The organism is Erythrobacter colymbi, assembly GCF_002155685.1.
GTDB lineage: Bacteria > Pseudomonadota > Alphaproteobacteria > Sphingomonadales > Sphingomonadaceae > Erythrobacter > Erythrobacter colymbi.
The window spans coordinates 321,680-344,820 of the sequence record NZ_MUYK01000001.1; the positions used below are offsets into that span (position 1 = coordinate 321,680).

At 68.8% G+C, this 23,141-nt stretch carries 13 protein-coding genes; 9 read left to right on the forward strand and 4 right to left on the reverse strand.

Going from position 1 to position 23,141, the window contains the following annotated elements; all coding sequences use genetic code 11:
* Nucleotide 1: 1 nt before the first annotated feature.
* The 7 genes from BZF57_RS01510 (at nucleotide 2) to BZF57_RS01540 (ending at nucleotide 15,316) form a co-directional block, all read left to right on the forward strand.
* Entirely contained in the window at nucleotides 2-3,016 is a 3,015-nt protein-coding gene (locus tag BZF57_RS01510; RefSeq protein WP_086733877.1) for a CHAT domain-containing protein, read from the forward strand.
* A 60-nt stretch (nucleotides 3,017-3,076) separates the two neighbouring features.
* Nucleotides 3,077-5,071 carry a CHASE2 domain-containing protein gene (locus BZF57_RS01515; protein WP_086733879.1) on the forward strand — a complete coding sequence of 665 codons (1,995 nt, stop codon included), beginning with the start codon at nucleotides 3,077-3,079 and terminating at the stop codon, nucleotides 5,069-5,071.
* Between the two features lies 1 nt (nucleotide 5,072).
* A complete protein-coding gene (locus tag BZF57_RS01520) occupies nucleotides 5,073-5,804 on the forward strand; it encodes a hypothetical protein (protein ID WP_086733881.1) in 732 nt (243 codons plus the stop codon).
* A gap of 182 nt (nucleotides 5,805-5,986) precedes the next feature.
* Nucleotides 5,987-7,372, forward strand: coding sequence for a multiheme c-type cytochrome (locus BZF57_RS01525; RefSeq protein WP_086734581.1), 1,386 nt, complete (start codon nucleotides 5,987-5,989; stop codon nucleotides 7,370-7,372).
* The gene (locus BZF57_RS01530) at nucleotides 7,369-9,339 is read left to right on the forward strand and encodes a heme-degrading domain-containing protein (protein WP_240505816.1); all 1,971 of its coding nucleotides are present in this window, start codon (nucleotides 7,369-7,371) and stop codon (nucleotides 9,337-9,339) included. The genes BZF57_RS01525 and BZF57_RS01530 overlap by 4 nt, the downstream gene beginning before the upstream one ends.
* Before the next feature lie 2 nt (nucleotides 9,340-9,341).
* Nucleotides 9,342-11,201 (forward strand): alginate export family protein, encoded by a 1,860-nt coding sequence (locus BZF57_RS01535; protein WP_086733883.1) that lies wholly within the window; start codon nucleotides 9,342-9,344, stop codon nucleotides 11,199-11,201.
* Nucleotides 11,202-11,206: 5 nt separating this feature from the next.
* A complete protein-coding gene (locus tag BZF57_RS01540; protein WP_420810144.1) occupies nucleotides 11,207-15,316 on the forward strand; it encodes a hypothetical protein in 4,110 nt (1,369 codons plus the stop codon).
* A 175-nt stretch (nucleotides 15,317-15,491) separates the two neighbouring features.
* Here BZF57_RS01540 and BZF57_RS01545 read toward each other — a convergent pair whose 3' ends face one another.
* The 4 genes from BZF57_RS01545 to BZF57_RS01560 are packed head-to-tail and all read right to left on the reverse strand — an operon-like array spanning nucleotide 15,492 to nucleotide 21,507.
* Nucleotides 15,492-16,385 (reverse strand): metallophosphoesterase, encoded by an 894-nt coding sequence (locus BZF57_RS01545; RefSeq protein ID WP_240505817.1) that lies wholly within the window; start codon nucleotides 16,383-16,385, stop codon nucleotides 15,492-15,494.
* Nucleotides 16,386-16,389: 4 nt separating this feature from the next.
* Nucleotides 16,390-18,183 carry a cytochrome c3 family protein gene (locus tag BZF57_RS01550; protein WP_086733887.1) on the reverse strand — a complete coding sequence of 598 codons (1,794 nt, stop codon included), beginning with the start codon at nucleotides 18,181-18,183 and terminating at the stop codon, nucleotides 16,390-16,392.
* 10 nt (nucleotides 18,184-18,193) lie between these two features.
* On the reverse strand, nucleotides 18,194-19,057 hold the full coding sequence (locus BZF57_RS01555) for a hypothetical protein (RefSeq protein WP_086733889.1): 864 nt from the start codon (nucleotides 19,055-19,057) through the stop codon (nucleotides 18,194-18,196).
* Complete coding sequence (locus BZF57_RS01560; protein WP_086733891.1) at nucleotides 19,054-21,507, reverse strand: cyclic nucleotide-binding domain-containing protein; 2,454 nt, start codon at nucleotides 21,505-21,507, stop codon at nucleotides 19,054-19,056. Before BZF57_RS01560 ends, BZF57_RS01555 begins: the two co-directional genes overlap by 4 nt.
* Nucleotides 21,508-21,617: 110 nt before the next feature.
* Between BZF57_RS01560 and BZF57_RS01565 the strand changes: the two genes are divergently transcribed.
* Both BZF57_RS01565 and BZF57_RS01570 read left to right on the forward strand, forming a co-directional pair.
* Entirely contained in the window at nucleotides 21,618-22,565 is a 948-nt protein-coding gene (locus BZF57_RS01565) for a tetratricopeptide repeat protein (RefSeq protein WP_086733893.1), read from the forward strand.
* Complete coding sequence (locus BZF57_RS01570; RefSeq protein WP_086733895.1) at nucleotides 22,566-23,129, forward strand: hypothetical protein; 564 nt, start codon at nucleotides 22,566-22,568, stop codon at nucleotides 23,127-23,129.
* The last annotated feature ends 12 nt before the right edge of the window (nucleotides 23,130-23,141 follow it).

Here is a 23,141-nt window from a genome sequence, read left to right on the forward strand (position 1 = left end):
GATGCGCCGCCAACTCTCCTTGCGCGCGGGCGCCTTGGGTGTCGCCGCCACCCTCGCGCTGGCGCTCGTCGGTCCGGGCGCGGCGCAGAGTGTGCCGGGCGCCGAGCGCGTCAGCCTGCGCGATACCTTCCCGGTCGGCTCGAATGGCTTGTGCGAGGCACAGATCCTTGCGCCGGAACCCGGAGCGGGCATCCTCGACCGGCGCTATTCGGTGATCTGCCGCGATGCCGCCGCGCCCGTCGGCACGCTCTATGTCGTGCATGGCGCCGCCGCCGCCGCCCTGCCCGAGCGCTTCGCCGGCGCAGGCGCGCGCTGCACCGAAGGGGGCGCAGCGCCCGGCCTTGTCGCCGATGCCAAGCGCCTCGATTGCGCACGCGCCGACAGCATCATCCGCACCGAACTGCTCCTCGCCCGCCGCGGCCAGCGCACCTTCGCCGCCAGCGGGCTTTCCGCCTATGGCAAGGCGCTCGAGATCGCGCTGGCCTCGCTGGCGAGCGACCGGATCGTGCCCGGCACGGTCGAAATCCCGCTCACCAGCACCACCGACAACCTCGCCTTCGCGCGCCAGCAGGCCGAAGCGATCGCCGCCGACCAGGCGCTGGCCGAGGCCTATCGCCGCAGCAATGCGGGCAACTTCGCCGAAGCGGCCGAATTCTTCGCGGTGTCCTCCGCCGCGCTCGCCGGGCCGGGTGCGGTCGAGGCGCGGCTCAATCAGGCGCTCCAGCAATCGAACCTCGGCAACTATGCGGAGGCCGGACGCCTTTTCGCGGCGGCCCGCGCCGACAGCGCCTCGAGCCCGGTGCTCGCGCGGCTGCTGCGCAACTATCAGGCGATGGACGCGCTCAACCAGCGCCGCGCCGATGCCGCGCTCGCGATCCTCGATGCGCCGCTGGCGGCCGATTTCGGCGACATCGCCGATCTGCAGGCGCTGAGGATCGGCCCCGCGCTCGCGGTCCAGCTGGCGAGCGAGAGCGACCGTGTGACCAGCGCCTATTCGGCGAGCCTCACCCCGCGCGAACGCGGCCAGCTGCTCGACGGGCAGAGCGCCTATCTCAAGGCCAGCGCGCTGCGCCTGCTTGGCCGGGCGGACGAGGCCGCGCCGCTGCTCGGGCAGGCCGAAGCCGCGCTCTCCAGCGTGAGGCAGGGCCGCGTCGTCTCGGTCGGATGGCTGCGCGCGCAGGTTCTGGGCGAACTTGCAGAAGTTGCCGAACGCGGCGGGCGTCCGGCCGAGGCCGAAGCGCTGCACCAGCGCGCGGTCGCGCTGATGGATGCGACCTATCCCGGCTCGCCCGCCTATGACAGCGCCCGCGCGCTGCTCGCCGGGTTCTACGCCCGTTCGGGCCGCAAGCCCGAAGCCCTGACGCTCTACCGCAGCATCGTCGGCGATGCCGAGGGCCGCCCGCTGCCCTCGTTGCGGCGGCTGCTCGCGCCTTATTTCGATCTGCTGCTGTCGGGCGGAGATAGCCCTGCGGCAGCGTCCGATCTGTTCGCGGCAAGCCAGCTGCTCCAGCGCCCGGGCCTTGCCCAGACGCAGGCCGTGCTCGCGCGCGAACTCTCCGCAGGGTCGGACGAGGCCGCGCAGCTGTTCCGCTCCAGCACCAACCTTGCCCGCGCGATCGAACAGCAGCGGCTCGCCCTGCTCGAATTGCGCGGCGCGGCGGCATCGGGCAACGAGCAGGGTGCCGCGATCACCGCGCGCCAGACCGAGCTCGACCAGCTGCGCGAGCAACAGGCCGAGGTGCTCCAGAAGCTCGCCGCCTATCCCCGCTACCGCGCGGTCACCGGCAGCGCGATCAGCCTTGCCGACCTGCAGGCGATCCTCGGCGAGGGCGAGGCCTATGTGAAGCTCGTGACGCTCGAACAGGACGCCTACGTCGTCTACGCCACCCGCGACAGCGCGCGGGTGTGGCGCGCCGATGCGACCCCGCAGCAGCTCGAGACGATGGTGAACGGCATCCGCGAGAGCATCGCGGTGGTCGAGGGCGGGCAGGTGCTGACCTATCCCTTCGACATCGCCGCCGCGCGCACGCTCTACGTGAAGCTCTTCGCCCCCGTCGCCGAGACCCTGCCCAAGGTGCGGCATCTGGTGTTCGAGCCCGATGGCGCGCTGCTCAGGTTGCCGATCAACCTGCTCGTCACCGACGATGCGAGCGTTGCCGCCTATCAGGCGCGCATCAAGCAGAAGGGCGCGGACGAGTACGACTTCCGCGGCACCAGCTGGCTCGGGCGCGGCACGCAGATCAGCACATCGGTCGCCGCCTCGGCGTTCCGCGATGTGCGCGCGGCGCGGCCTTCGGATGGCCGCCGCGCCTATCTCGGACTTGGCGAGAATGCGCCGCTCGCCGGCGGGGCGAGCACCAACGGCGAGCGCTGCACCTGGTCGCCCAACATCTGGGCCAACCCGATCAAGGCGGACGAGCTGCGTCGGGCGGCGGGTCGCTTCGGCGGCACGGCGCAGGTGCTGACCGGCGCGGCCTTCACCGATACCGCGGTCGAGAGCCTGCCCGACCTTGGCGAATACCGCATCCTCCACTTCGCCACCCACGGCCTCGTCACCGCGCCGCAGCCCGGCTGCCCGCCGCGCCCCGCGCTGCTGACGAGCTTCGGGCAAGGCGCGGCTTCGGACGGGCTGCTGAGCTTTGCCGAGATTTTCGCGCTGAAGCTCGATGCCGATCTCGTGATCCTTTCGGCCTGCGACACCGCCGGCAGCGCCACGGTCGGCGCGACCCGCGAGGCGGGGGTGACGAGCGGCGGCGAATTCGCGCTCGATGGGCTGGTGCGCGCCTTCGTGGGCGCGGGCGGGCGGACGGTGCTGGCGAGCCACTGGCCGGTGCCCGACGATTTCGACGCGACCGGACGCCTCGTCTCGGGCCTGTTCGCCGAGGATGGCCGGGCCACCGCCGAGGCGCTACAGACCTCGCAGCGCGCGCTGATGGACGATGCGCAGACCTCGCACCCGTTCTACTGGTCGGCCTTCGCGATTGTCGGCGATGGCGCTGCCCGCCTTGCGCGCTGATCGGGCGGGGGGAGCGCCGGAGTGACTGCATTCCGCTGGTTCCGGCGCGGCTGGCGAACGATGCGTGCGGCCGGGCGGCTGCAACTGGCCGCGACCGTGCTGGTGCTGGCGGGAGCCCTGTTCATCGCCCGCTTCAGCTGGGTACTGCCCGACGGCACGGTGCCCACCCCGCTTACCAGCGAGGCCGAGCGCGCGTTCTATGACCTGCGCGCCTATTACGCCGCCGATCTGGTCGAGCAGGACAGCCGCATCGTGCTGGTCGCCTATACCGACCAGACGCTGATCAACGCCCGCAAGCGCTCCCCGCTCGATCGCGGGATGCTGGCGCGCACGCTGCGCAACCTCGACGCGATGGGCGCCAAGGCGATCGGGATCGACATCCTGTTCGATCAGCCGCAGGACGAGGACGCCGAGCTTGTCGCCACCCTCAAGGCGATGAAGACCCCCGTCGCGGTCGCCTATGCCAATGTTGCCACCAACGAAGACGACGTGGTCTACGAACAGCAGCAATATCTCGATGCCTTTCAGGCCGAGATTGCCGGGAGCCGCGCCAAATCAGCCAGCATCCGGCTCGACAACACCTTCGGCGCGACGCGGGTGTGGCCGACCATCGTCCCCGGCCTGCCGCCGCTGCTCGGGCGGGTGATGCTGGCCGACGCGGGGGTAAGCACCGCGCGTTTCGAGGGCTATGAAGGCGCGCTCGATTACCGCCGGCCGCGCTATGTCGATGCGCCGCTGTTCGCCTCGCTCCAGATCGATCTCTTGGCCGATCCCGACCCCGAGGTGCTGCCGCTGCTGGCGGATCAGATCCGCGGCAAATATGTGCTGATCGGCGGCGACATCGTCGATTACGACCGCGTCGAGACGACCTTCACCTCGATCAACGGCGAATTGCCGCCGGGGCTCGCGGTCCATGCCGAAACCATCGCGCAGATGCTCGATGGCCGGATGCTCGCGCCGATCCCGCAATGGGTGCTGTGGGCGATGGCGGTGCTGGTGGTGCTGAGCGCGGCGCTGACGGCGCTGCTCGAATGGCCGGTGCGCCGCGTCGCACCTTTCGTGGTCGCGCTGTTCGCGGGTTTCATCGGCATTCCGGTGTGGCTGCAACTGCGCGATGTCGATACCTACGGGCTGCCTGCGGTGGGATGGCTGGTCGGCTGGATCATCGCCTTTGCCGCCGTCACCGCCGCCGCGCGCGCGGCCGGATCGGCGCAGCGCAATTTCGCCACCGGCGCGCTCGGCAAATATATCCCGCGCGACATTGCGCAGGCGATCATCGACAAGCCCGAGCTGCTGGCGCTGGGCGGCGAGAAGCGCGCGATCTTCGTGCTGTTCAGCGATCTCGAGGGCTTCACCGCCATGAGCCACGCGATTCCGCCGGAAATGGTGGCCAAGCTCCTCAACCGCTATCTCGACATGCTGAGCCGCGTGGTGCTCGAGCACGGTGGCGTGATCGACAAGTTCGTGGGCGATGCCGTGGTCGCCTTCTGGGGCGCGCCGATCAGCCGGCCCGACGATGGCGAGCGCGCCGCGCGGGCGGGCTATGCGGTGTGGCAGGCGGGCGAGGCCTTCCGCCGCGAGGTCGCCGCGATGGATGCCTCGCTCCCTCCCATCGGCCGCACCCGCGTGGGCCTGCATCATGGCGAGGCGGTGATCGGCAATTTCGGCGGCGCGAACCGCATCCAGTACACCGCGCTGGGCGACGCGATGAACACCGCCGCCAGATTGGAGGCAGCGAACAAGCCGCTCGGCTCCAGCGTCATCGCCAGCAGGGAATTCGCCGAAGCCTCGGGGCTCGACTGGTGGCGGGCGATGGGCCGGGTGCGGCTGCGCGGCCGTGCCCAGGCGGTCGACCTGTTCGAACCCGCGCCCGGTTTCCCGGCGGACGACCGCGCCGCGCTGGAACAGGCCGCGGCGCGCGCCGCCGTTCATCCGGCGGAAGCCATTGCGCTGGCACAAGCGGTTGCGGGTCGTCATCCGCAAGATTCGGCGCTAGAATGTCTCGTGCAGCGATTGCGGCAGATCGACGAGGAAGGGACCTATGTTCTCAGCTAGGATGAAGCGGGCTTTTGCGGCAGCGATGCTTGGCGGTGCGGCGCTGGCCCTGCCGGTGGCGGCGATGGCGGGTGTGGTGGTGAAGTCCACCGGTCCCTCGGCGACCAAGTATCCGGTCGGCACCAAGCTGGGCGACGATGTGCGCATCACTCTCAAGGATGGCGACGCGGTGACCGTGCTGACCGCGCAGGGCACCCGCGTGATCAAGGGCGCGGGCACTTTCCGCGTCGGCGACCGCCCGCAGGTCGCCTCGGACCGCTTCGCCTCGCTCACGCGGAAGCGCGCCGCCACCCGGGTGCGCACCGGCGCGGTGCGGGACGGGATCGAGGGCGAGGTGACCAATCCCAGCCTGTGGTATGTCGACATCACCCGCTCGGGCACGGTGTGCCTTTACGATCTCGCCACCGTGCGCCTGTGGCGTCCCGCGACCGAGGGCACGGCGACCTACCGCATCTCGGCCCACGGCGACACCGATGCCTATGCTGACGTCACCTTCGATGACACCGTCACCGTCGCCGCGCTCGATCCGGCGCGCCTGCCGGTGAGCGAGGGCGGGCATTACATGGTCACCGGCCCCGATGGCACCACCACCGCGCACCTCAATTTCGTGCTGCTGACCGGCGATTTCGAAGCCCCCGACGCGCTGGCCGAGGCGCTGATCGCGCGCGGCTGCTCGGTGCAGCTCGAAACCCTCGCCAACACCTTCGAGCAGACCGCCGAAGCGGCAGGCTGACCGCGCGTCATTTCGTCGGGTTCGCGGGCGAAAACCGGCGATTGCCTGTTGCATCGCGGTGCCAAGCTTGGAACAAGGACGCGTGGGCTTGCGCGCGCTCTGAATCGGCGCGTGCGGGGCTTTCCTGAAACGGGCTGAGTCAGGGATCAGGGGCGGTGCGCGGGCATCTCGGGGGTATGGGGATGACAGGATTCTGGGCGAGAAGCGTCGCTGGCCTGCTTGGCAGGCCGGGGGCCTTGCGCGTGCTCGCCGTGATCGCGCTCGCTGCGCTCTATCCTGCTGCTGGCGCGATCGGCAATCCGGTGTTCGAGGGCGTTGCCACCTGCGCCGGATCGACCTGCCACGGCCGGGCCGAGGGCAATGGCGCGGTCGTGCGGCAGGACGAGATCGCGACATGGCAGGAACCCTCCTCGCCCAGCGGCGCGCATAGCCGCGCCTATGCCGTCCTCGGCGGAAGGCGCGGCCAGCAGATCGCCGCCAGTCTCGGCCTCGGCAATGCCCAGTCTGCGCCCGCCTGCCTCGGCTGCCACGCCACCAACGCGCCCGCCGGACAGCGCGGGGCGAAGTTCACGCTGACGGACGGCGTCGGCTGCGAAAGCTGCCACGGCCCGTCGGGTGGCGGCTGGCTCGCCGAACACTATGCGCTCCCCGCCACCCACGCCTCGAACGTGGCGGCCGGCCTGACCGCGCTCGAGAACGCGAAGACCCGCGCGGGCGTGTGCCTCGATTGCCATTACGGCTCCTCGAAGCCCGGCCAGTTCGTCACCCACGCGATGATGGCCGCCGGACATCCGCGCATCTCGTTCGAGCTCGACCTGTTCAGCGCATTGCAGCAGCACCACAACATCGATGCCGACTATGTGCAGCGCAAGGGTTCGCCGGATTCGGTGCGCTTCTGGGCGGTGGGTCAGGCCGAGGCGGTGCGCCGCTCGACCAGCCTCTTCGCCCAGCCCAAGTTCGCCTTCGAGGGGGCTTTCCCGCAGTTCTACTTCCTCGATTGCCACTCGTGCCACCGCACGATCACCGATGGCCCGCAGAGGAAGCTCACTTTCGAGACCAATCCCGGCCGCCCGATCCCCTTCGGCAACCCGCCCTTCAATGACGAGAACATGATCATGCTCCAGGCGGTCGCTGGCGCACTTGCGCCAGGCGAGGCGGGGGCGTTCCAGACCGCCGCGCGCGATTTCCACCGCGCGATGGGGGCAGGGCCGGAACAGACCCGTGCCGCAGCACAGGCGCTCGCGAGCCGAGCGGGCGCTCTGTCCGAAGCGCTTGCAGCCCGCGCCTATGGCGATGCCGATGCCTTCCGCGTGGTCGCGATCATCGCGGGCGAGGCGACGAGCCCGCGCTTCACCGACTACGCCGGATCGGTGCAGGCGGTGATGGCGGTCGACACGCTGCTCAACGCGCTCGTCAACGAGGGCCGCGTGACGCAGGGCGCGGCGGCGGGCATCCGCGGCGATATCGCGCGCGCCTACAAGGCGGTGGAAGAGCCCAATGCCTATCGCCCGGCCGAATTCCGTGCCGCGCTGAAATCGGCGGCGGGCGCGATCGGGCGGTTGCAATGATGCGTCCCCGGCTGTGGCAGGGTCTGGTTGCGGCCAGCGCGCTCGTCCTTACCGGATGCGGCGGCGGGGGGAGCAGCGGCGGCGGCAGCGGCCCGGTCACGCCCCCGGTGGGCGGCGGCGGCACCACGCCGGTCTATACCCAGCCCGCGCAGATCGCGCTCAGCGCCGCCGATGTCGGCCAGATCGTTGCGCAGGGCGCAGCCCAGGCCGAGGCTGACGGGACGCCTGCCGTCATCACCGTGATCGACCGCGTCGGCAACGTCCTCGCGATCTTCCGCATGACCGGCGCGCCGGTGACGCAGAAGATTCCCAACGCGCCCAACGGCAACAATCTCGATCTGCAGGGCGCCAATGTCCCCGCCGAGACCGCCGCGATCGCCAAGGCGCTGACCGCGGCCTATTTCTCGAGCCAGGGCAATGCCTTCTCCAGCCGCACGGCAGGCGGGATCATTCAGGAGACCTTCCCCAAGGGGCCTTCGACGGGCGGGCTCGAAAGCGGGGCGCTGTTCTCGGTGCAGTTCAGCCAGCTGCCATGCTCCGACATCTCCGCGCGCTTCACCCCCGGGCAGGGCGCGACGCCGGGGCCCAAGCGCTCGGCGATCGGTTTCGCCGCCGACGCGGGCGGCTTCCCGCTCTATCGCAACGGTGTGCTGATCGGCGCGGTGGGCGTGGCGGCGGACCCGGACTACGGCTTCGACACCAATGTCCTCGATTTCGACAACCAGCCGGACGAGCGCATCGGGCTTGCCGCCACGGTCGGCTTCGAGGCGGCAGAGGAGATCCGCGCCGACAAGATCGCGCTCGATGGCACGCTGCTGCGCTACAGCGACATCGCCTATAGCCAGCTCGCGCCCTCCGTGCGCACCGCGACCTTCGCCGATGCCGCCGCGCGGCTCGGCGGGCTTTCGCCGCTCAGGGGCTACTACGATGGCACCGCGCTGCTCGCCGGTACGGCCTATGGCAGCGAGGCTTCGGGCGTGCGTCCGGCGCGCACGGCGGAGTTCTCGAACCCCGATGCCTATGTCGTCAGCGACGGGGCGGGCAACAACCGCTTCCCGATCCGTGGCGGCACCGACGGGGCCGAGGTCGCCCAGCCGCTGACCCAGGCCGAGGTCCGCACGATCTTCGAGGAGAGCTTCGCGGTTCTCTCGCGCACCCGCTCGCAGGTAAGAAAGCCCGTGGGCTCGCGCGCCGAGATGACGCTGGTGATGGTCGACACCCGCGGCGAGGTGCTCGGCATCATCCGCTCGCCCGACGCGCTGGTCGACGCGATCGACGCGACCACGCAGAAGGCGCGCTCTGTCACCTTCTTCTCCAACGCGGCGGCTGACGATGACCTGATCGCGAGCGGCGACAGCGAGGTGCAGGGCTTCGTCGCCGCGACCCGCACCTTCACCGGCGATCCGCAGGTGCTGAACGGCAAATATGCCTTCTCCAACCGCGCGCTCGGCAATATCTCGCGGCCCTATTTCCCCGATGGCGAGCTCGGCCGCCCGCCGGGGCCGTTCTCGCGCCCGATCGACCAGTGGAGCATCTTCTCGACCGGGCTCCAGTCGCGGCTGGTCACGGGGAGCATCATCGAGCATCTCCAGTTCATTGCCGGTGCGCGGCCCACTGACGTGCCGACGCGCTGCACGAGCCTACCCGCCGTCAACGCCAATGGCAGCCGCATCCGCAACGGGATCACGCTGTTCCCCGGCGCGGTGCCGATCTATCGCGGCAATGTGCTGGTCGGCGGCATCGGGGCATCGGGTGACGGGATCGACCAGAACGACCTCGTGCCCTTCCTTGGCCTTGCCAATGCCGGAGCGAAGCTCGGCACGGGGATCGGCAATGCGCCCGCCGCCATCCGCTCCGACCGGATCGCGGTGCAGGTCGGCAGCAGCTCGACGCGGCTCAGATATGTGAACTGCCCCTTCGCGCCGTTCCTCGACACCACCCAGCAGAACGTCTGCCAGGGGCTGTAGCGATGGGCTGGCCTCTCCTGCCCGCGCTGCTCCTGCTCCAGGCTGCGCCTGCGCCCGAGGAGGTGCAGCCGCCGGTCGCGCCGCCCGGAGAGGAGGCGCAGCCGGAGAACTGGGAGAAGGACATCCCGCCGGTCGATCCCGGCATCCTCGAAGGGCGCGAGCGTCCCGGCTACACCGCGCCGCTGCCCGACCGGATCGAGCAGGACAACCAAGGCGCGGTGCGCGCGCCGCCCCCGCAGGCCTTCCCGACCGAACAGATCCCGATCCCCGACCGCTGGCGGCTGGTCGAAACGCTCGGCGTGGTGAAGGAGAACCTGTTCGATCCCTATCACCAGAACACCTACAAGGGTGACCGCCCGATCAACCGCGCCAAGGTGCCGTGGTTGCCGATCACGGGCGACGACTGGTTCTTCGTCGCCAACCTGATCTCCGACACGGTCTACGAGCCGCGCAGCTTCCCGATCCCCGTCGGGGTGCAGACCCCGGGCGATCCCGACCGCAACGACGTGTTCGGCAACGCCTTCAGCCAGGTCTTCAGCCAGACCTTCCTTGCCGGTTTCGCGCTGCTGAAAGGCTCCACGACCTACGCCCCGCCGACGGTCGAATACCGCGTCACGCTCGCCTACAACGTCAACTATGTCGACGTGCCCGAGCGGCGCGTGCTGTTCGTCGAGCCCTCCAAGCCCTCGCACCGGCTCGACCACTTCCTTGGGGTGCAGGAAGCCTTCGTCGATTACCACTTCGCGCGCTTCGATACCGAGCGGTTCGATTTTATCTCGGCGCGCGCCGGTATCCAGACCTTCCAGTCGGATTTCCGCGGCTTCCTGTTCAACGATCAGCAGCTCGGCGTGCGCGTCTTCGGATCGCGCGACAACAACCGCTTCCAGTTCAATGTCGGCGCGTTCTGGCGGCTGGAGAAGGACACCAACTCCGGCCTCAACTCGGTCGTCCAGCGCCCGCGCGACGATTTCGTCTTCGTCGTCAACGCCTACCGGCAGGACTTCCTGATCCCGGCGCTCACCAGCGAATTCACCGTGGTCTACAACATGAACCGCGAGGGCAACGAGATCGAGGTCGACGACAACGGCTTCCCCGTGCGCCCGGCGCTGATCGGGAGCCTGCGCGGCCGCGACTATGATGTGGTCTATCTCGGCTACGGCGTCGATGGCCGCGTGGGCCGCGTGAACCTCACCGGCATGGCCTATTGGGCGCTGGGGCGCGACACCAACTCCTTCTTCACCGACCGTCCGGCAGATATCAACGCGCAGTTCCTGGCGGTGGAGGCGAGCTACGACCGCGACTGGATGCGCTTCCGCCTCTCGGGCGCTTACGCGAGCGGCGACAAAAACCCGGACGACAACAAGGAAACCGGCTTCGACGCGATCTTCGAGAACCCGGTCTTCGCGGGCGCGGACACGTCCTACTGGATCCGCCAGACGATCCCCTTCGCGGGCGGCGGGCGCGCGGTATCGGTGAATGGCAGGAACGGCCTGCTCAATTCGCTGCGCAGCTCGAAGGAGCAGGGGCAGAGCAATTTCAACAACCCGGGCCTGATCCTGCTGGGCGCGGGCGCGGACTTCGATCTGACGCCGGAGTTCCGCATCTCGGCCAATGCCAACCACCTGTGGTTCGCCGACACCACCGTGCTCGAAGCGATCCGCAACCAGCCGAACATCAACCGCGACATCGGCTTCGACCTTTCGGCCGCAGCGATCTGGCGGCCCAAGGCGAACCAGAACCTCGTCTTCCGCCTCTCGGCCGCCACACTGCTGGCGGGCGAGGGCTTCCGCGAGCAGTTCACCGCGCGCGGCGGTGGACGCGAATACCTCTCCGTTCTCGCCAACGTGGTGCTGACCTACTGATGTCGATGCTCCTCCGCCCCCTGACCCGTCACCTGGCCCTGATCGCGGGCGCGCTGCTGCTCGGCGTGATGCTGTTTGCGGGGCAACCGATGGCGGCGGACAAGGAAAAGCCGGTCAAGCGCGACTACAGCCGCGTCATCGCTCCGCCCGCGCCGCAGCGGCAATCGGTGGCGGAGATGGACGCCAAGTCCGAGGGCTGCAACACCTGCCACGTCAAGACCGACGCGCCGACGATGCACATGACGCCTGCGGTTCGGCTCGGCTGCACCGACTGCCACGGCGGCGATGCCACGGTGCGCGGCAATTCCGAGCTCCCGCACGACCACCCCGATTATGTCGCCGCGCGGGACCAGGCGCACGTGCTGCCCAAGTATCCCAAGTCGTGGCACTTCCCCTCCTCGGCGAACCCGCAGCGCTCCTACGCCCTGCTCAACAAGGAAGCGCCCGAGTTCATCAAGTTCGTGAACCCCTCGGACTACCGCGTCGCGCGCGATGCCTGCGGGGCGTGCCACATCCAGGCGATCGAAGCGGCGGAGCGTTCGATCATGGCGTCAGGCGCGATGCTGTGGGGCGGGGCGAGCTACAACAACGGGATTCTGCCCTACAAGAACTACCTCCTCGGAGAGGCCTATACCCGCGACGGCAAACCGGCGAAGATCACCTCGCCGGGGGCGGGGCCGGGGGGCAAGCTGTCCGAGGATCAGGTGGCGCGCGGCGTGCTCGCCGAGATGTATCCGCTGCCGACGTGGCACGTGGTGCCGCCGGGCGACATCTTCCGCGTGTTCGAGCGCGGCGGGCGCAACATCAACACCCAGTTCGCCGAGGTGGGCCTGCCCAATCCGACGGGCCAGATCCAGCGTCTCGAGGAGCCGGGCCGCCCCGATCTCAAGCAGTCGAACCGCGGTCCCGGCACGGGTCTGCGCGTCTCGATCCCCGTGCTCAACGTCCACAAGACCCGCCTCAACGATCCCTTCACGTGGTTCATGGGCACCAACGACCAGCCGGGCGACTATCGCCATTCGGGCTGCGCATCCTGCCATGTGGTCTACGCCAACGACCGCGAGCCGCGCCATTCGCTGACCTATGCGCAATTCGGACGCGACGGGCAGTCGATGTCGGTCGATCCCACGATCGCCGCCAAGGTCGAGCACGCGGCGGGCTATGGCGAGAAGACAAGCGGCCACGGCGCGGTGAAGCAGCCGGGGCATCACGAGGCGGATGACGGTCACGGTCACGGGGATGATGGCACGCTGCGCACTGCCAGCGGCGATGTGAAGGAAAAGGGCCACCCGCTCCAGCACGTCTTCACTCGCTCGATCCCGACTGCGCAGTGCATGAACTGCCACATGCACCAGCCCAACATCTTCCTGAACTCGTTCCTCGGCTACACCATGTGGGACTACGAGTCCGACGCGCCGGCGATGTGGCCAAAGCAGCAGAAATACCCCACCGCCGAGGAAGTGCGCGCCGTCACCGACCGCAACCCCGAAGGCGCCGCGCCCAAGGGCAACTGGTCGGACCTCGATTTCCTGCGCAACGTCTATGATCTGAACCCGACGCTCAAGGACACCCAGTTCGCCGACTATCACGGCCACGGCTGGAACTTCCGCGCGATCTTCAAGCGCGACCGCGAGGGCAATCTGCTCGACGCCGAGGGCAAGATCGTCGACCCCGACGATCCGGAGAAGTGGCGGCGCGAGGGTGAGGGCAAGTTCGTCCCCGTCGGCGTCAACCCGGGCAAGACCGTGCACCTGATGGACATCCATGCCGAGAAGGGCATGCAATGCGCCGATTGCCACTTCGAGCAGGACAGCCACGGCAACGGGCTGATCTATGGCGAGGTGGCCAACGCGATCGAGATCACCTGCAAGGACTGCCACGGCACCGCCGACGCCTATCCCACGCTGCGCACCAGCGGCCCTGCCGCCCCGCCCGAGGGCCACGACCTCGCCCTGCTGCGCAACCCCGACGGCAAGCGCCGCTTCGAATGGATGGAGGGGCCGGACGGCAGGCGAAAGCTCGTCCAGCGCTCGATCATCGACCCGAACCTCGAATGGGACATGAGCCTCGTCAAGGACACGGTCGATCCCGCGACCCCTGTGTTCAACGCCAAGGCCGCGCGGGCGAAGCTCGTCAGCCGCTATGGCGCGGAGACGGGCAATTTCGAGTTCGGCACCGGCATTGCCGAAGGCGACCGCGCGCACCGCGATCCGGAAATGGCGTGCTTCACCTGCCACCTTTCGTGGACCACTTCATGCGGCGGCTGCCACCTGCCGATCGAGGCCAACTGGAAGACCAAGATCCACCGCTACGAAGGCGGCGAGACGAGGAACTTCGCGACCTACAACCCGCAGGTCGCGCGCGACGAGATGTTCCAGCTCGGCAAGCACATGACCACCAAGGGCGGCCAGACCGCGCCGGTGCGTTCGTCCTCGGCGCTGGTGCTGTCCTCGACCAACACCAACCGCGAGCGGATCTACGTCCAGCAGCCGCCGATTTCGGCAATCGGCTTCTCCAGCCAGGCCTTCGCGCCGCACTTCCCGCACACCGTGCGCACCACCGAGACCAAGACCTGCACCGATTGCCACCTCTCCGCCAAGGAGGACAACAACGCGATCATGGCGCAGCTCTTCCTCTTGGGGACGAACTACGTCAACTTCGTCGGCCTCAACGCGTGGACGGGTCTGGAAGGCGGCTTCCAGGCCACCCGCGTCACCGAGTACGACGAGCCGCAGGCGGTGATCGGCTCCTATCTCCAGCGCTATGCCTATCCCGATTACTGGAAGCTCCATGTCGAGCAGAACGGGCGCGAGCTGAAGAACTGGACGCGCGGCAAGACCTTCAGCGGCGGCCTGTCGGGCGAGACCCATCCCTTCGAGGAATTCGCCAACGTCCACGAAAGCACGGGCGACCGGGTCGGCTGCCTCCAGCTGCGCGGCGAATACATGTATGTCGCCGAAGGCACGGGCGGCTTCATGGTCTATGACGTCGCCAGCATCGCCAACAAGGGTTTCTCGGAGCGGATCATCAAGGGGCCGTTCTCAGGCCTCGGCCATGACACCCACGTCAAGACGACCAACGCGACCTGCATGGCGCTGCCCACCAACCAGCCCATCGCGCCAACGCGCAACACGCCGCAGATGCGCGAGATGAACCAAGAACAGGCGTTCAAGCCGATCTACAACTTCGCCGCCGTGACCGACGCGGTGGAGGGGCTGATCCTCGTCAACGTCAACACGATGGCGGACGGCGAATTCCGCAACAACAAGCTGTCGCGCCATGCCTATGCCGACGGCTCGACCGCGTGGAACCCGGGCGGGGTGCTGAACGGCGCGCGGCACATCGTGCTGGCGGGCGAGATCGCCTATATCACCGCCGCGAAGGGCCTCGTGGTCGTCGACCTCAGCGATCCCGATACGCCCAAGCTCGCCGCGGTGCGCGAGCTGCGCGATGCGCGGGCGAGCGCGGTGCAGTTCCGCTATCTGTGGGTGACCGATGCCGAGGGCGTGAAGCTGTTCGACATAACCACCCTGCGCAATCCGGTCGCCGTGCCCGAGGCGACCGTGCCGCTCGCCGACGCGCGGCGCATGTATATCGCGCGCACCTATGCCTATGTCGCGGCCAAGGCGGACGGGCTGGTGATCCTCAACGTCACCAACCCGCGCGCGCCCAAGGTCTACCAGAAGGTGACGCTGGACGGGGCGCTGAACGATGCCGAGGACGTGATCGTCGGCACCACCAACGCCTCGCTCTTCGCCTATGTGGCAGACGGGCGGAGCGGGATGAAGGTGCTGCAACTCACCAGCCCCGACAGCCAGCGCAATTTCTACGGCTTCAGCCCCGCGCCCAAGCCCGAGCTGATCGCCTGGGCGAAGACTCCGAGCCCCGCGATCGCGATGTCGAAGGGCCTCGACCGCGACCGCGCGGTGGACGAGACCGGCGGGCAGATGGCGGTGTTCGGCCGTCTCGGCTCGCGCCCCTTCACCCGCGAGGAGATGGAGCGGATGTTCATGACCCGCTCGGGCGTGCCGTGGAAGGTGAGCGACGAGGTCGACATGAAGCGTTGGGTCGGCCTTGCGCCCACCGGTGCGCAGCGGGCGAGCGCGAGGAAGTAGCGCTCTAGCCCGTCATGCTGAACTCGTTTCAGCATCCATCATGCGGCAGGCGCAGAATGCCGATGTGAGGCGCTCCCTTGCGGCGCGATGACGAAACGCAGCGAGACTTCGCGGGCTGCGGAGCAGGCAGCCCGATGGATGCTGAAACGAGTTCAGCATGACGGGGAAGGGCTCTTTACCCCCGCTCCTCGAACATGCCTTCGATCATGTCCTGCAATCCCGCGTCGAAGCGCGCCAGCACCGGCCAGTTGCCGACGACTTCGTAGTGGGTGACGAGACTCTGCCCGTCCCAGCGGTGGAGGGCGTAGGCGGGCGGCTCGGCGGTGATCAGCGCGCGGCCGTCGGGCAGGGCGGGGTCGATCCCCGTGAGGTCGAGCGAGGCCTGCGGCGCGACCGAGGGGGTCACGCCAAGCGGGATGCCCGCAAAGCTTGTGCCGATCTGGCGGTGGAGATGCCCGCAATGCAGCGCGAGCACCTGCTTCTGCCCCTCCAGCACCGCCGCGAGCCGCGCGATCCATTGCTCGTCGGGGGCGGGGTCCATCCAGTCGATCCCCGAGATCACCGGCGGATGGTGCATGAACACCAGCGTCGGGGTGTCGGGCGCCTCGGCCAGCCGCTCCGCCAGCCAGCGCGCGCGCGCCTCGCAGAAAGCGCCGCCGTGACGGCCGGGCTCGAGCGTGTCGAGGCAGATGATCCTGAGGCCCATCCCCGCATCGGTCACATGGTGCAGGAAACCGCCCCCGGCCAGGACAACGCGGGGGAAGGCAGCGACCAGCGATGCGCGGTCATCGTGGTTGCCGACCAGCGGCAGCACCGGAATGCCGCATTCGGCGACCAGCGCGGCCGCGGTGGCGAAGCTGGCCGCATCGCCATGCTCGGTAATGTCGCCCGAGAGCACCAGCCAGTCGGGCCGGTTCGGCCCCTCGACCAGCCGCTCCAGCGCGGCGCGGAAGCGGACGAGGTTGGGCTCCTCCACTCCGCCGCCCGAGGGACCGAAACCGACGTGGATGTCGGTGATCTGGGCGATCAGCACCGCGCGGCGGGCGGGCAAAGCGGAGTGTGCGACCATGCTCTCACTTCCTCATCTGGGCCACCTTTGCAGGCGGCGGAGTGGCGACGGGGAGAGGAGGCGGACGGTAATGAGGCGCGGGGCCCTTCTGCTGCCACTGCCCTGAGGGGACGTGGTAGGCGTGGCACATCGCGCAATCGGAGGGCACGATCTTCTTGGTCTTCACGGCGCTCGCGCCGAGGTGGCACGTGCGGCAGCTCTTGAGATCGGGCATCAACAGGTCGCTCGCCGCCTTCGATGTGGTGGCGGCGTGGCAATCGGTGCATTCCTGCTTCTTGTGCGCCTCGTGATTGAAATAGCCCGAGGACAGGAAGCGGTCGGGGAAGTTCACCGGCATCAGATCGGCCTGCCCGCTCGGCCCGGTGGTGGGCAGGTGGCACTCGGTGCACACCCCGCCGGTGCTGAGCGCGTTGGAGATGCCGATATAGGCGCGCACCGGACGGCCAAAATCCGCGCGATAGGGCGAGGCGCTGCCAAGCTGCCCGGGCCGCTGGCGTCCCGGCGCGAGCGCCGGGCGCGGGCCGGTGCTGATCTTGGCCAGATCCTCGGCCAGGTGCTTCAGGTCGCCGTGGCGCAGCTTGGTAAAGCCGCCCCCGGCAATCCGCCCCGAGACGAGGCTGTGACACGCTTCGCAGGATTGCTCCATGTTCACCTCCTTGAAGGAGATGCGGTCGGCGGTCAGCACATGGCAATCCGCGCATTCGAGGGGCTTGCCATATTGCTTCAGGCTGACGGCCATGCGCGCCGCGCCGCCGCGCGCGTTCATGTGGACATCGTGCGGGAACTTGAGGCCCGAGCGTTCGACCGGCACCGTCCCTGGCGCCGCACGCACCGGCTTGGCCGCGCCGAAGCTCGCGAAATAGAGCGGGCGGAACTGCGGGTGGGCCTTGCCGAAATCATGCGCATTGGCGAGCTGCGTGTCGGTCAGGCGGGTGTCGAGGCTGTCGTGGCAGTTGGAACAGAAGGCCTCGTTCCCTGAGGCCGTGCGCACCGGGCCTTCGTGCTCCGAATGGCAGGATACGCAGCCGAGCGGCCCTTCCTTGCCGAGGCTCTCGCCGATCTTCCACTGGATCGCATCCCCCGCCGACAGCGCAGGCATCCCCTTGGCGAGGCGGCCCATCGGCGCGTGATCGCCGGTGTCCTTGTGGCACGACAGGCAGGTCTCGTCCTGCACGCTTTCGAAGGCGTTGACGTGGCAGCTTTCGCAATTGTTCTCGAGGCTGTGGTGCTTCAGCGACAGCTCGCCCGAGGTCCACGCGCTGTCCATCAGCACCACGCCGGGTGTCTTGCCGGTGGGATCGGGCTTGGCGGGGGTGCGGAGCAGGTGGCTGGCGACCGGAACCATCAGCAGCATCAGCAGGATCGCGCCCGCCAGCGCCCAGCTCATCGCGCGCTTGGAGGGCAGCACGCTCGCGAGCGCGAAGCCGCGCAGGGCATCGTGCTTGCCCTCGTCCTCGGCGACCTGGCGGATGGTGACGGCGATCTGCTCGCCCTCACGCGTGACCACCAGCCTTGCGCTGCCCAGCGCGATCTCGCCGCCGGTGCGCGGGTCGATCGTGCCCTCGGTGACCACGGCTCCATCGAGCCCGAAGCCGAGCGTGCCGAGCGCGGTGACGCTCACCATGCCATCGGGCAGGGCATCGATCAGGATGTGGTGCTGCTCGACCGCGAGGTCAGCCAGGTGGATGTCGTTCTCTGCCGCGCGGCCGACGGTGAGCGTGGGCGCGGGGCTCGGCCGCTCGCGCCGGATCTCGCGGCCGCTGGCGGTGATGTCGAGCGTGCGGATCAGGAAGGTCATCGCCGCGCGCTCACCAGTAGTAGAACACGCTGATGACATGCGCGGTCAGCGCCGCGATCAATGCCATGGTGAGGGGCACGTGGAGGAACAGCCACACTTCCAGCGCCGCACGGATGCGCAGCGCCTCGCGCAGCTGGCCGAGCTGGGCAAGGCGCTTCTCGAGCAGGGCACGCACGCGCTGTTCGGCCTCGCTGTCACCCGCCATACCCTTGCGCGCGCGGGCGGTGGCGCAGCCGGGGTAACGCCCCGTGAGCCGCGCGAGGAGGCCGCCGGCAAAGGGGCTCTGCTTCAGCGCGGCGAGCACCAGATCGGCCTCGTCGCGGGCGAGCGGCTGGGCGGCGCTTTCAAGCTGACGGTCGAGCGCGGTCAGCGCGTCGAGCATCTGCGCGCGGGTCATCTCGCGGCGGTTGTCGGACATGCGCGCGGGGAGGACGGCATAGACCACCACGCCGTAGATGCCCGTCGCGATCACCAGCAGCATCAGCACATAGGCGAGCGTGTGGACGTTCCAGCCGATCTGGAAGCCGGTGTGGAGCGTGCCCACCACCACCAGCGACAGGCCGAGATAGACGTGCGCGCTCGTCCATGCCTTGAGGCTCCATGCGCCCGGATTGATGCGGCGCTTCCGGACGCCGAGCATCGTCAGCCACAGGATCAACCCGAGGCCGATGGTCCCCAGCGTATAGCCGTACCACGTGCCGCCATTGGGGCGCGGTTGCTGGTCGATCAGGGCATAGCCCAGCGCCGATGCGCCGCTCAGCAGCAGCGCGATCCACAGCCAGCGGAAGCCCTTGTGCCGGAGGAAGCTGACGTGATCGGAATCGCGGCGCTTTTCCGCCTCGCGGAAACGGCTGCGGCTGGCGGGCGCGTTCATTCCGCGTCCTCGGCAAGCTTGGTGTAGGTCAGGAACTTCTCGGGGCTGACGCGGATCGCGGCGCCGGTGGGGCAGGCGCGCACGCAGGCCGGGCCGCCGTCGATCCTGGCGCACATGTCGCACTTCACCGCCAGCTTGGCTTCGGGCAGGGCCTGCTTCTTCGCTTCCGACTTGCGCCAGCCATAGGGCGCTTCGCCCGGGCCGGGGCCCTTGCCGAACAGCATCCACTGGAGGAGCGAAGGCTTCTTCGGCGGCTTCGCATCCATCCGGATCACGCCGTAGGGGCAGTTGCGCTGGCAATTGCCGCATCCGATGCAGGTCTCGTCGATGAAGACCTCGCCGTCCGGCCCGCGCTTGATCGCGTTGGGCGGGCAATCGGCCATGCAGTGCGGGTGTTCGCAGTGGCGGCAGGAGGTGGGCACGTGGAGGTGGGCGTAGGTCCGCCCCGCCTCGCGGTCGAGCCGCGAGAGGCCGTCATGGCTATCGGCGCAGGCCTTCTCGCAATTGTCGCAGCCGATGCACAGCTTCTCGTCGATCAGCAGCACGTCGGTCGCCTCGCCGATGCCGTTGTCGACGAGGAACTGCGCGGTCTGCGAATACATGTCGACCACGCCCGAGAAGCTGCCCTTCTGCCCCTCGATGAAGGCATTGGTGGCGCGCCGCGCGGTCATTTCGCTCAGAGCCTTGTCGCGCAGGACGGGGTTCGCCGCGAGGAAGGCGAGGAAGGCTTCGCCCGGCAGGCGGATCACCTCGGACTTGATCGCCGCCTTGACCGTGGCGACGCGCTGCGAGCCGTCGATCACCGCCATCTCGCCAAAATAGCTTCCGGCGGGCAGGTAGGAGAGGAACACCGGCCGCTCGCCGATCTGCTTCTCGACGATCATCGAGCCCGAGCGGACGATGTAGACGTCCTTGTCCTCGGCCCCCTCGGTCACGATCACCTGTCCCGCGCGGGCCTGCACCAGCTCGGCGCTGGCGACGAGCGGGGCGACATCGGACTTGGTGATGCCCGGGCCGAACATCTGGAGCAGCTGGCGCTCGATCGCGATGGCATTGACCGCGCGCGCCGCCCCGGGCGAGGTCGCGAGCAGCTTCAGCGCCGCCATGCGCGGCAGTTCGAGCGCGACGACCGGCTCGGCCGCGCGGATCGTCGCGCCTCGCCGGCGGCCCGAGATCAGGCCGACCTCGCCGAAGATCGAGCCCTGTTCGATGCCGACGGTGATCGAGGGATCGGCCGGGTTCACCTCGACCGCGACCGAGCCCTCGGCAATCGCGAACATCGAGGAGCCGGGGTCGTTGCGGCGGAAGATCACCTGGCCGGGCTCGTAGGCGTGACAGGTCGAATCGAGCATCAGCTCGCGCAGCTGGAGCACCGACAGGTCGGCCAGCACGCCGACATTGCCGCCGAACACCGCCAGCCACTCCTCGACGCTGCGCTTGCCCGGAAGCGCGGCGAACTTGGCGGCGAGCAGCGGCTCGTCGGCGGGCTTCAGGTCACGGTTCCCGGCGAGGAACTCGATCACGTCATAGCCCTGGTTCATGCAGTGCTTGATCAGCGGATAGCCCGCGAGCGCGCCGATCACGTGGATGCCGGGGGTGGTGGTCTCGAACTCGGGCGAGAGCTTGGGGAAGCTGCCCGGCTCGGGGCTGGAGAACTCGATCCCCATAGCTTCCACAAAGCCGCGCGGGGGCTGCGATCCGGTGCGCGCGATGATGCGGTCGCAGCGGATCGCTTCCTGCCCGTCACGGGTGTTGAGGAGGAGCTCACCGTCACGCACTTCCGCAGGCTCGGTCTCGCGGCGGACGATCACCCGCCCCTCGCGCTCGGCCTCTTCCAGCAGCGCGACGTTGGCCGCCTTGGCGCGGGCGAAATCGGCCGAGCGGTTGAGGATCGTCACCACGTTGCGCTGCGCCGGATCGGCGGCGAGGCCCAGAGCGTTCTCGATCCCCGCATCGCCCGATCCGATGACGGTGATGTGCTCGTCGAAATACTCGCCCGGATCATCCAGCTGGTACTGGATCAGCGGCGAATCCGCGCCCGGGCAGCGCAGGCGGTTGGGGTTGCCCTGCGTGCCGATGGCGAGCACGATATTGGCCGCCTCCACCACCTCGCCCCCGCGCAGGTGGATGCGGAACGCGCCCTTCGCGCCTTCGACCTTCACCACCTCGGCATTGAGCTTCACGTTGACCTTGTGCCCGGCGATCTGCTCGTCCCACCGGCCGAGGATCGTCTCGCGCTTGCCCGCCTCGAAATCGATGTCAGAGCGCAGCACCAGATTGGAGGGCGTCGCCATGACGTGCTTGCCCTTCTGGTACTTGAAGATCGTGTCCGAGAGGTGGTCGGTCTTCTCGATCAGCACATGGCTCATGCCAAGCGCCGCCGCTCGCGCGGCCGCGCTGAGGCCCGCTGGCCCTGAACCGACGATGGCGACCTGGAATACCCCCGTCACCTATCCAAACCCCTCTTGCGGATAGAATGTGCCCGCCGCACCTTAGCCAAAAGCAGCCCCGATGCCAGAGCGAATTGCCCGCAAATCCGGAGGATGCTAGCGCTTGGTGCATGGCAACCGAACAAACGCAAAAGCCCGCCGGATCATCGCGCGCGGGGCTGGTCCTGCTGGGCGCGGCGCTGCTGCTGGCGGCAGGCTCGATCGGCTACAACGTGATGGGCGGCGGCGGCGATGACGCGCCCGAAGCGGCGGCGGACGGCGCGCCCACCATCGAGCAACTGCGCGCCAAGGCCGAGGCTTCGACCACCGATGCCGGCCCGTGGGGCGACCTTGCCTTCGCCTATTTCGGGCAGGGGCAATACAAGGAGGCAGCCGAGGCCTATCGCCGCGCGGTCCAGATCGCGCCGGGCGAGGCGGTGTTATGGTCGGCGCTGGGGGAATCGCTGGTGCTCTCGAGCCAGCGCGACCCGCTGCCGCCCGAGGCGCTGGCAGCCTTCGAGAAGGCGGTCTCGCTCGATCCGGACGATCCGCGCGCGCGCTATTTCCTCGCCGCAAAGAAGGACCTCGACAAGGATCACGAGGGCGCGATTGCCGCATGGCTCGACCTGCTCGCCGACAGCCCGCAGGGCGCGCCGTGGGAAGCGGACCTCGTGCGCACGATCGAGCAGGTCGGCAAGATGAACAGCATCGATGTCGCTGCGCGCATCGCCAAGGCACAGAGCGCGCGCAAGCCCGCGCTGGTCGCCCCGGGATCGGGCGCGGTGGCGGGCGATCAGGCCTCCGCAAACCTGCGCGGCCCGAGCGCGGCCGATGTTGCCGCGGCGAGCGCGATGAAACCCAGCGAACAGCGCCAGATGGCCGAAGGCATGGTCGCACAGCTCGAGGAGCGGCTGAAGAAGGAACCCAAGAACCTCGACGGCTGGGCGATGCTGATCCGCAGCCGCATGACGCTGGGCGAACCGGCCAAGGCCAAGGCTGCGCTCGAAGCGGCGGTCAAGGCCAACCCCGGCAGCGCAGCGCAGCTGCGCGAACAGGCGGCGGCGCTGGGGGTCAACTAGTTGGCGTCGGCGAATATCGCCATCGATGCCTTCGCTCGGCAGTTCCAGCCGGTCGAGGGCGGCTACCTTTACTACCCCTCGAAGCACGCGGGCGGAAAGCTGGTCACGGCCGGAGAATATGCCGCGCTGCTGGAGGGCTGGCGCAGCAGGTGCGGGCTGGCCGGGCAGATCAAGATTGTCGGCATGGTCATGGCCGTGGTCTTTCTCCATACGCTGCTGAAGCTCGTCCTGAACCTGCCGGACTGGTCGGATCATGCCGTATCGGCGCTCTGCCTTGTCATGGTGATCGGCTGGATCCTGCCGGCCTCCGCCGCGCCGCGCCGCCTCGTCAAAGACCGGCCCGATGTCACGCCCCCGCGCACGACGTCCGATGTGAAGCGCGATGCCCGCAGGCTGATCGGCTGGCCGGTGATCGGGGGCACGCTGGCCTTGTCCGGACTGGGCTTCGCCAGTGCCCTGACGGCGCCCGAGCAGACCGTGACGTGGTGGCTGTGGACCCTCGGCAGCGGCGCGTTGTTCAGTGCCTACCTGTGGATCGCCGTCCGCAAATGGCAGGACGGCTGAGGGGCGGGCGAG